An 8,846-nucleotide genomic window follows, 5' to 3' on the forward strand; every position below is an offset into this window, starting at 1 on the left:
CCAGCACGCCGTCATACTTGCCGCCGGTGGGCTGGGTGTCGAGGTGGCTGCCGACGTAGACCGGCAGCGCGTCGGGGTCGGTGCCCTCGCGGGTCATGAACATGGTGCCCATCTGGTCGACACCCATGCTGAGCCCGGCCTCGTCGCACCACGACTTGAAGAGTGCGCGGCCCTCGGCATCCTCGTCGGTCAGGGTCTGGCGGTTGTTGCCACCCGCAATGCCCGGGCCGATCCTAGCCATCTCCATCAGGCTGTCCCACAACCGGTCGCCATTGATCCGGAGGTTCTCTCCCGGTGCCGCCATTCTTCCACTCCCTCTGCCGCTGGTTCTTTGCGCGTTCCGTGTCCGGGGCGCCGTTGTTTTTTACCATTTGGTAAAGGCACGATTGCAACCGCCCCGGAACGAGTCAAGAATTGTGTTCCGGGACCCTCCCGGAATATTGGCAGATCCCGGGCGTCATTGCCCGAAAAATGAGCGGAGAGACGCGTGCATGGCCGGTGAGCCCGCGAAGAAACCGAGTCGCATCCAGATACGCAACCGCCGTCGCATCATGGATGCCGCGCTCGAGGTGTTCTCGCAGCATGGCTACCGCGGCGCCACGCTGGACCAGATCGCCGATGAGGCGGGCATGTCGAAGCCCAACCTGATCTACTATTTTGACGGCAAGGCGGCGATCCACGTGGCGCTGCTGAACGCGCTGATGGAGGAGTGGCTGGCGCCGCTGGCCGAGATGGACGAAGGCGGAGAGCCGCTCGACGAGATCCTCACCTACGTGCGCCGGAAGATGGATATGAGCCGCAAGTATCCGCGCGAGAGCCGGCTTTTCGCCAACGAGATCATCCAGGGCGCGCCACGCATGGGCCCGCATCTGGAGAGCGGGCTGAAGCCGCTTTTCGACGAGAAATGCGCGTTGATCCGGGGATGGGTCGAGGAGGGACGGCTGGCGCCGACCGACCCGCAGCAGCTGATCTTCTCGATCTGGGCAATCACCCAGCATTACGCGGACTTCGAAGCGCAGGTGCGGGTGCTGATCCCGGACGAAGGCGCCGGTTGGGACGCGGCCTATGCGCATGTGGACACGTTGTTCCGGAAATTGCTCACGCCCTCGGCAACGTCTGGTTAACCAGAATCGCGCGAGGGTGAGGCATGCAGTTTATGTCGATCCGCCCACCTCCAAAGAAAGACGACGCGCCCGCGCCGCACAACCCGGCATGGCAGGCGCAGTTGTTCTCCGCCAAGGCGGTCGGACGCGGCGGTATTGTCCGGCGAAAGAAGCGAGACGTGCATCGGGAGGTCGGGTATGAAGCGCTTCTGGCGGAGGTGAGGGCGCGCGGATTTCACCTCATCGAATGCGGCAATCAGTACGTGATCATCTGCAACGCCGGGCAGATGCGCGTGCATTGCTGAGCGCCGGGGGTCCGAAGAAAATTCGTACGAATTTTCTTCGGACAAGATTTTTCAAGATTTTTCGTACGAAAAATCTTACTTAGCGGCCTTCACGGCCATCGGGTTGTTGGGATGCGTCGTCCAGTCCGCCGGAACCGTCTCGACCACCTTGCCAGTGCGCGGATCCACTGATCCCGGCGCCATCCGCTCCATCGTGATGCAGTCCTCGACCGGGCACACATTGACGCACAGGTTGCAGGCCACGCACTCGTCGTCCTTCACCGTGAAGACCCTATCCTCGGACATATCGATCGCCTGGTGCGAGGTGTCCTCGCAGGCCGCGTAGCACCGCCCGCAGGAAATACACAGATCCTGATCGATCTTCGCCTTGCTGATGTAGTTCAGGTTCAGGTGCTGCCAGTCCGACACGTTCGGCACGGCACGTCCCACCAGATCAGACAGCGCGATCTCCTTCTCGTCGAGATACTGCGACAGGCCCGAGATCATCTCCTGCACGATCTTGAACCCGTAGGTCATCGCCGCCGTACAGACCTGGACGTTGCCCGCCCCCAGCGCCATGAACTCCGCGGCGTCCTTCCACGTGGTCACCCCGCCGATGCCCGAGATCGGCAGACCGCGCATCTCCGGCGAGCGGGCAATCTCGGAGACCATGTTCAGCGCGATCGGCTTCACCGCCGGGCCGCAATAGCCGCCATGCGCGCCCTTGCCGTCAATCGTCGGCTCCGGCGCGAAAAGATCGAGGTCCACCGAGGTGATCGAATTGATCGTGTTGATCAGCGACACCGCGTCGGCGCCGCCCGCATGCGCCGCCATGGCCGGCTTGCGGATGTCGGTGATGTTGGGGGTCAGCTTCACGATGCAGGGCATTCGGGTGTACTGCTTCACCCAGCGAGTCACCATCTCGATATACTCGGGCACCTGGCCCACCGCCGAGCCCATGCCGCGTTCGGACATGCCGTGAGGGCAGCCGAAGTTCAGCTCGACGCCGTCCGCGCCGGTCTCCTCGACCAGCGGCAGGATCGCCTTCCACGCCTCCTCGGTGCAGGGCACCATGATCGAGGCGATGAGGGCGCGGTCGGGATAGTCCCGCTTCACCGATTTCATCTCGCGCAGGTTCACCTCGAGCGGGCGGTCGGTGATGAGCTCGATGTTGTTCAGCCCCAGCAGACGCCGGTCGGCGCCCCAGATCGCGCCGTAGCGCGGGCCGTTCACGTTGACCACCGGCGGACCTTCCTCGCCCAGCGTTTTCCACACCACGCCGCCCCAGCCGGCCTCGTAGGCACGGCGGACGTTGTATTCCTTGTCGGTCGGCGGCGCCGAGGCGAGCCAGAACGGGTTCGGAGATTTGATACCGATGAAATTGCTCGTCAGATCAGCCATTGTCGCGTCCTCCCTCAGCCCATCAGGCTCATGTGGATGTCCTCGGCGGCGTCGCGGCCCTCGGCCACGGCAGTCACCGTCAGATCGTCGCCGCCGCTGGCGCAGTCGCCGCCGGCCCAGACGCCCGGCACCGAGGTGCGGCCGGTTTCGTCCACGGCGATCTTGCGACCGTCGAGCTCCGGAAGCCCCTCGCCGGTCAGCGTCTGGCCAATGGCCCGGAACACCTGGTCGGCGGGCAGGCGGAAGCGCTCGCCGGTCGGCGCCAGCGCGTCGTCGGTGAACTCGAACTCGATCTCGCGCACTGCGCCGTTGCCATGCACCGCCACTGGCGAGGCGTTGCAGATGATCCGCACGCCCTTCGACTGTGCCAGCTCCTGCTCGTAGACCGAGGCAGCCATGCGCTCCTGCGAGCGGCGGTAAACGATGGTGACGTTGAGCGCGCCCAGGAGCTTGGACTGCACCGCCGCGTCGACCGCGGTCATGCCGCCGCCGATCACCACCACGTCGCGACCCACCGGCAGTGCCGCGAGATCCGAGGCCTGCCGCAGGTCGGCGATGAACGACACCGCGTCGGCCACGCCATCCTTGTCGTCGCCCTCGACGCCGAGCGCGTTCACACCGCCAAGCCCGAGCCCGAGGAACACCGCGTCATATTCGGCCTTCAGCCCTTCCAGCGTCACGTCGCGCCCCAAAGCCACGCCGCTCTTCAGTTCGATGCCGCCGATCTGCATCAGCCACTCCACCTCGCGCGCGGCGAAATCCTCGGTGCTCTTGTAGGCGGCGATGCCGTATTCGTTGAGACCGCCCGGTTTCGGCCGCGCGTCCATCAGCACCACGTCATGGCCCATCATCGCCAGCCGGTGCGCGCAGGCCAGGCCCGCGGGCCCCGCCCCCACCACCGCGATGCGCTTGCCGGTGGCCACGTCGCGCTCGAACGGGTGCACGTCCTGCGCCATCAGCGTGTCGGTGGCGTAGCGCTGAAGACGGCCGATCTCGACCGGCTTGCCCTCGGCCACCTCGCGCACACAGACCTCCTCGCAGAGCGTCTCGGTCGGGCAGACTCGGGCGCACATGCCGCCAAGGATGTTCTGCGACAGGATCGTCCGTGCCGCCGCCTCGGGCGTGCCGGTCGCGATCTGCCGGATGAAGAGCGGGATGTCGATGGTCGTGGGACAGGCCGTCGCGCAGGGCGCGTCATGGCAGAAATAGCAGCGGTCCGCCGCCACCAGAGCCTCGTGATCGTCGAGCGCTGGGTGCAGGTCCGCAAACCCCGCCTCGATCGTCGCCTTGTCCATCCGTCCCGGCTGAATACCGGGGAGCAGTGCCTTTGGGTCCATGGGTCGCCTCCCGCTGCCTTGTGTTTGACAGAAGCGTTCCACAGGTCGATTTTTTTATCAATCGGTAAAATATCTGCGGGCCGTGCGCCCGCGGCCCGACGCACAAATTTCAGGCACCCGCGCCGGACAGGCGCCGCAAAACGAAAAAGGCCGCCCCGAAGGAGCGGCCTTTCCCAGATCGGAAGCGCTGAACCGGATCAGTTCTGCGCGTAGAATTCGATGACGAGGTTCGGTTCCATCTGGACCGGGTACGGCACGTCGGCGAGGCCGGGGGTGCGCACGAAGGACGCGGTCATCTTGGAGTGGTCGACCTCGAGGTAGTCCGGCACGTCGCGCTCGGGCAGCTGGGCGGCTTCCAGAACCACTGCGAGCTGCTTGGACTTCTCGCGGACCTCGATCACGTCACCCTCTTTCACGCGGTAGGAGGGGATGTTGACGCGCTTGCCGTTCACCAGCACGTGGCCGTGGTTCACGAACTGACGGGCTGCGAACACGGTCGGCACGAACTTGGCGCGGTAGACGACGGCGTCGAGGCGGCGCTCGAGCAGGCCGATGAGCAGCTCACCGGTGTCGCCCTTGAGACGCTCGGCCTCGGCGAAGATGCGACGGAACTGCTTTTCGGTCAGGTCGCCGTAGTAGCCCTTGAGCTTCTGCTTGGCGCGGAGCTGCAGGCCGAAGTCGGACAGCTTGCCCTTGCGGCGCTGACCGTGCTGGCCGGGGCCATATTCGCGGCGGTTGACCGGGGACTTGGCGCGGCCCCAGATGTTTTCGCCCATGCGGCGGTCGATTTTGTACTTGGCAGACGTGCGTTTGGTCACGGCTGATCTCCTTCGTTCAGGTTTCGAAGGGCGTTGTCCTCTCTCCGGATCTGGCCGAAGCGACAGGGCATCCCCTCGCGGGGGCCACCAACACCAATGAAGCGGCGCTTATATGCGCCCTTGCGCCCGAGTCAACACCCCTCGGCACGAAACCCGTCGCGTCGGGGCGGAGACCGGCATTTACTCGCAATTAAGCGCTCCGCGCCACACTCTCCCCGCGGCGGATCGCATGCAGCAGGAAAGGCATTGGCGGGTGAAAGGGGCTCCGGACAAGCAGGGCAACCTGGAAAGACAGGGTAAGGCGGGCGCGCGCGCGCGGGCCGGCAGGCAGGGCCAGAACGCGCTCGAGCTTGCTCTGGCCAAGCGCGACCGCACGATTCTGCACACCGTGCGCGAGGCGATCCGCCACCGGCAGGTGATGCTGGCCTTTCAGCCCGTGGTGCAGGCCCGCCGGCAGCAGTCCATCGCCTTTCACGAGGGGCTCATTCGGGTGCTCGACGAAACCGGCCGCGTGGTCCCCGCGCGGGAATTCATCGAGACGGTCGAGGAAAGCGAGGATGGCCGCCGGCTCGACTGCATCGCCCTCGAACATGGCCTGCGCGAGCTCGAGCGCGAGCCGGGGCTGCGGCTGGCGATCAACATGTCGGCGCGCTCCATCGGCTATCACGGCTGGCTCGACACGCTGACCCGAGGCCTCCGCGCCGGCCCCACCCTGGCCGAGCGGTTGATTCTCGAAATCACCGAATCGTCGGCCATGCTGGTGCCCGAGCTGGTGATCGGCTTCATGGACGATCTGCAGGCCCGCGGCGTGACCTTCGCGATGGACGATTTCGGAGCGGGCTACACGGCCTTGCGGCATTTCAAGCAGTTCAGCTTCGACATCCTCAAGATCGACGGCCAGTTCATCCGCGGCATCGCGCAGGATGCCGACAATCAGGTGATGACCGGGGCCATCGTGGGAATCGCTCACCAGTTCGACATGTTCACCGTCGCCGAATCGGTCGAACGGGCCGAGGATGCCCAGTTTCTCGCCGGGATCGGCGTCGACTGCCTGCAGGGCTACTATTTCGGCGCGCCGACAGTGTCCCCGGCCTGGCGCGACGCGCCCGAGCAGCACGCCACCGGCTGAACGGCGCCCTCCGGGCGGCGCAACCGGCCCTCTCTGCCCGATATTTCGGCGACCATTTGCGCTATCATGAGACGATTTCGGCAGACAGCCCCTGTCCCATGCCGCAGCGGCACGCTATCAACAAGGCGCAAGATCAATGAGGGGGGTCTTGCCGGATGGCCAGGCCTCCCGCCTTACGCTCTGCTTGGAGGAGTCATCCATGACCAATGTCGTCATCGCATCCGCGGCCCGTACCGCCGTCGGCAGCTTCGGCGGTTCGTTCGCCAACACGCCCGCGCACGATCTCGGCGCTGCCGTGCTCGAAGCGCTGGTTGCCCGCGCCGGTATCGAGAAGGGGGAGGTCTCCGAGACCATCCTCGGCCAGGTGCTGACCGCCGCTCAGGGCCAGAACCCCGCACGCCAGGCGCATATCAATGCCGGTCTCCCGCAGGAGAGCGCCGCCTGGAGCATCAACCAGGTCTGCGGCTCGGGTCTGCGCACCGTGGCCCTCGCAGCTCAGCACATCATGCTCGGCGATGCCGACATCGTCTGCGCCGGCGGCCAGGAAAACATGTCGATGAGCCCCCACGCCCAGAACCTGCGCGTGGCCCATAAGATGGGCGATGTGAAATACATCGACACCATGATCAAGGATGGCCTCTGGGACGCGTTCAACGGCTACCACATGGGTCAGACCGCCGAGAACGTCGCCGAGAAGTGGCAGATCAGCCGCGAGCAGCAGGACGAGTTCGCGCTGGCCTCGCAGAACAAGGCCGAGGCCGCGCAGAACGCCGGCAAGTTCGATGACGAGGTGATCCCCTTCACCATCAAGACCCGCAAGGGCGAGACCGTGGTCGACAAGGACGAGTACATCCGTCACGGCGCCACCATCGAGAACATGCAGAAGCTGCGCCCGGCCTTCACCAAGGACGGCTCGGTCACTGCGGGCAACGCCTCGGGCATCAACGACGGCGCCGCCGGCGTGCTGCTGATGTCGGCCGAGAACGCCGAGAAGCGCGGCATCAAGCCGCTCGCGCGCATCGCCTCCTACGCCACCGCCGGTCTCGACCCGTCGATCATGGGCGTGGGCCCGATCTACGCCTCGCGCAAGGCGCTGGAAAAGGCCGGCTGGAGCCCCTCCGACCTCGACCTCGTGGAAGCCAACGAGGCCTTCGCCGCGCAGGCCTGCGCCGTGAACAAGGACATGGGCTGGGATCCGTCGATCGTGAACGTGAACGGCGGCGCCATCGCCATCGGCCACCCGATCGGCGCCTCGGGTGCCCGCATCCTCAACACCCTGCTGTTCGAAATGCAGCGTCGCGACGCCAAGAAGGGCCTCGCCACGCTCTGCATCGGCGGCGGCATGGGTGTCGCGCTCTGCGTCGAGCGCGACTGACGAAACAGGACGGGGGGCGCCCAGCCCCCCGGACGCGCCTGCAATGACGGTACTTCCCAAGGACCCTGCGCAGATCGTCTTTTCCGGAGGTGGCCTGCGCTGCTTCTGGCAGGGCGGCTTTCTGACGACGCTGTGCCAGCGGCGCAAGCTTGCCCCGCAGCGGATCACCGGGGTCAGCGGCGGCGCGCTTGCCGGCGCGGCGTTCCTGAGCGGCAACGAGCGTCGACTGCTCGACGAGATGTGCGCCGAGTTCGAAAAGCAGGACAGCAATCTCGACCTGTTCCAGCCGGACGAGAACGGCATCACCCCGCATCAGGAGCTTTATTGCGAGGTTGTCGCCCGCGTCATCGACGACGCCGCCGCCCGCAAGATCGCCGACGGCCCGCAGTTCCAGATCCTCATCGCCCACCCGCCCGAGACCGGCCTGCCCACGCTCACCGGCACCGCCATGGCGCTGGCCTACGAGGCCGAGCTGCACACGGTGAACTCGCCGCATTTCAGCTGGGCCGAGAAGCTCGGGCTGAGCGCGCATCTGGTCGACGCCAACCAGGCCGCCCGCGATGGCAAGCTGGTCGAGCTGATCAGCGCCGCGGCGGTGATTCCCCCGGTCTTTGAGCCGCCGCTCTGGAACGACCGCCGCGTCGTCGATGGCGGCATGGCCAGCCAGGCGCCGCTGCCCGAGCCCGACGAGGGCGTCACGATGGTGCTGCTGACCCGCGACTACAAGCGTCTGCCCGAGGTCGAGGGGCGGGTCTACATCGCTCCCTCGCAGGAAACCGCGGCGGACAAGATCGATTTCACGGATCCGCAGAAATTGCGTGATACCTGGGCCCAGGGAGAGCGGGACGCGCGGCGCCTGCTCGACCAAGGTTGAAGTTTTCGCGCAACATTGTTGCGCATCTTGATTTTGGTGAGTAACGATGTTTCGAAATAAATTAGCCAGGATCGGAGGATGAAGATGGCGAAAGTTGCACTGGTCACGGGTGGAAGCCGCGGTATCGGGGAGGCGATCTCGAAGGCGCTCAAGGCCGAGGGTTACGAGGTCGCAGCGACCTATGCGGGCAATGACGAGAAGGCCGCGAAGTTCACCGAGGAAACCGGGATCAAGACCTACAAGTGGAACGTGGCCGATTACGAGGCCTCGAAGGAAGGTCTCGCCAAGGTCGAGGCCGATCTCGGCCCGATCGACGTTGTGGTGGCCAATGCCGGCATCACCCGCGACGCACCATTCCACCGGATGACCCCGGATCAATGGCGCGAGGTGATCGACACCAACCTGACCGGCGTCTTCAACACCGTGCATCCGGTCTGGCCGGGCATGCGCGAACGCAAGTTCGGTCGGGTGATCGTGATCAGCTCGATCAACGGTCAGAAGGGCCAGTTCGCCCAGGTCAACTAC

Annotated in this window: 9 protein-coding genes and 1 pseudogene; 6 read left to right on the forward strand and 4 right to left on the reverse strand. The window is 65.6% G+C overall.

Annotation, left to right across the window (positions count from 1 at the left end; all coding sequences use genetic code 11):
* Positions 1-304: pseudogene (locus AC6RA4_RS20135) on the reverse strand (Zn-dependent hydrolase); the annotation flags it as partial.
* A 187-nt stretch (positions 305-491) separates the two neighbouring features.
* Between AC6RA4_RS20135 and AC6RA4_RS20140 the strand changes: the two are divergent.
* A complete protein-coding gene (locus AC6RA4_RS20140; protein WP_500163392.1) occupies positions 492-1,124 on the forward strand; it encodes a TetR family transcriptional regulator C-terminal domain-containing protein in 633 nt (210 codons plus the stop codon).
* Between the two features lie 23 nt (positions 1,125-1,147).
* Positions 1,148-1,408, forward strand: coding sequence for a hypothetical protein (locus AC6RA4_RS20145; RefSeq protein WP_500163394.1), 261 nt, complete (start codon positions 1,148-1,150; stop codon positions 1,406-1,408).
* Positions 1,409-1,483: 75 nt separating this feature from the next.
* Here the strand turns inward: AC6RA4_RS20145 and preA are convergent, their stop codons facing one another.
* From preA to rpsD, 3 genes are all read right to left on the reverse strand, one after another.
* Positions 1,484-2,788: an NAD-dependent dihydropyrimidine dehydrogenase subunit PreA gene (gene preA / locus AC6RA4_RS20150; protein WP_500163396.1), complete on the reverse strand. Its 1,305-nt coding sequence runs from the start codon at positions 2,786-2,788 to the stop codon at positions 1,484-1,486.
* 14 nt (positions 2,789-2,802) lie between these two features.
* Entirely contained in the window at positions 2,803-4,125 is a 1,323-nt protein-coding gene (locus AC6RA4_RS20155; RefSeq protein WP_500163398.1) for an NAD(P)-dependent oxidoreductase, read from the reverse strand.
* 197 nt (positions 4,126-4,322) lie between these two features.
* Positions 4,323-4,943 (reverse strand): 30S ribosomal protein S4, encoded by a 621-nt coding sequence (gene rpsD / locus AC6RA4_RS20160; protein ID WP_222602263.1) that lies wholly within the window; start codon positions 4,941-4,943, stop codon positions 4,323-4,325.
* Positions 4,944-5,298: 355 nt separating this feature from the next.
* Here rpsD and AC6RA4_RS20165 point away from each other — a divergent pair, with 355 nt between their 5' ends.
* The 4 genes from AC6RA4_RS20165 to AC6RA4_RS20180 all read left to right on the forward strand — a co-directional run.
* Positions 5,299-6,072, forward strand: a complete 774-nt coding sequence (locus AC6RA4_RS20165; RefSeq protein WP_500163403.1) for an EAL domain-containing protein — start codon at positions 5,299-5,301, stop codon at positions 6,070-6,072.
* Between the two features lie 199 nt (positions 6,073-6,271).
* Positions 6,272-7,447, forward strand: a complete 1,176-nt coding sequence (locus AC6RA4_RS20170; protein ID WP_222602265.1) for an acetyl-CoA C-acetyltransferase — start codon at positions 6,272-6,274, stop codon at positions 7,445-7,447.
* 43 nt (positions 7,448-7,490) lie between these two features.
* Positions 7,491-8,321 carry a patatin-like phospholipase family protein gene (locus AC6RA4_RS20175; protein WP_500163400.1) on the forward strand — a complete coding sequence of 277 codons (831 nt, stop codon included), beginning with the start codon at positions 7,491-7,493 and terminating at the stop codon, positions 8,319-8,321.
* 84 nt (positions 8,322-8,405) lie between these two features.
* Positions 8,406-8,846 (forward strand): SDR family NAD(P)-dependent oxidoreductase (locus tag AC6RA4_RS20180; protein WP_500163401.1); only part of this gene is annotated, 441 nt, incomplete at its 3' end.

Source organism: Salipiger sp. (assembly GCF_059781815.1).